We start from the raw sequence: 815 nt of genomic DNA, 5'->3' as shown, positions 1-815 counted from the left end.
GCGGCCGCCACGCCGAGGGCGGGCAGGAACAGCCCGGCGAGCATGCCCAGTGCGCCCGCCGTCTTCACCGCGGCCAGCCGGGGCCACCACGTGCGGGGCACGCCGTAGTCGGCCAGCGGCTTCACTACCCACTCGGCGCGAGTGAAGGTCGAGACGGCGGAGAAGCCGACCCACAGGGCGGCTAGCACGGTGACGACGACGAAGGCGGTGTTCATGGGATGCTCCTCAGCGGAATTCATTCACTACGTTGTAGTACTAACATGTAGTACAACGATGTAGTAGTGTCAAGTGCATGCCGAAGAAAACGTCGCGTCGTGAATTGCTCGCCGACGCCGCCCTGGCCCTCATCGACCGCGAGGGCCTGAACCAGGTCACCCACCGCGCCATCGACACCGCCGCCGGAGTCCCGGCGGGGACAACCTCCAACTACTTCCGCACCCGGGCCGCGCTCTACCAGGCCATCGCCCAGCGACTGCTCGAACTTCAACTCGCCGAGATCGACCGGCTCGCCACACCCGCCGATACCGACCCGGCGGACCTGTTCGCCGCTCTCGCCGATCCTGACTCCAGCGTGGCCCGCAACCGCCTGCTGGCCCGCACCGAGCTGACCTTGGCCGCTGCCCGCGACCCCGAACTCGCCGACCTCATGCGCCGACTTCGTGCCAGCGCGTTACGGCAACTCACCGCCACCCTGCGTGCCCGGTTTCCGCATCCCACCGACGAACAGATCGACGCCCTCGGCTCGGTCTTCACCGGCATCGCACTGGACCGCATCGCCCTCGGCGTACCCGCAATGAATCCGCGAGCGCTCTTCC

2 protein-coding genes are annotated in these 815 nt (G+C 67.9%); one reads left to right on the top strand and one right to left on the bottom strand.

Features of this window, described 5'->3' with window-relative positions; all coding sequences use genetic code 11:
* Window positions 1-215: DoxX family protein (locus NMI01S_RS33645; RefSeq protein ID WP_174554596.1), on the bottom strand; the 215-nt coding region annotated here is incomplete at its 3' end.
* Window positions 216-292: 77 nt separating this feature from the next.
* On the opposite strand from NMI01S_RS33645, the gene NMI01S_RS33640 reads away from it, so the two are divergent.
* Window positions 293-815: TetR/AcrR family transcriptional regulator (locus NMI01S_RS33640; protein ID WP_063002781.1), on the top strand; the 523-nt coding region annotated here is incomplete at its 3' end.

Origin of the sequence: Nocardia mikamii NBRC 108933, from assembly GCF_001613505.1 — a bacterium.
In the GTDB taxonomy this organism is placed as follows: domain Bacteria; phylum Actinomycetota; class Actinomycetes; order Mycobacteriales; family Mycobacteriaceae; genus Nocardia; species Nocardia mikamii.
The sequence above is the reverse complement of the archived record's forward strand: the minus strand, read 5'-3'. Positions and strand labels throughout refer to the sequence as shown.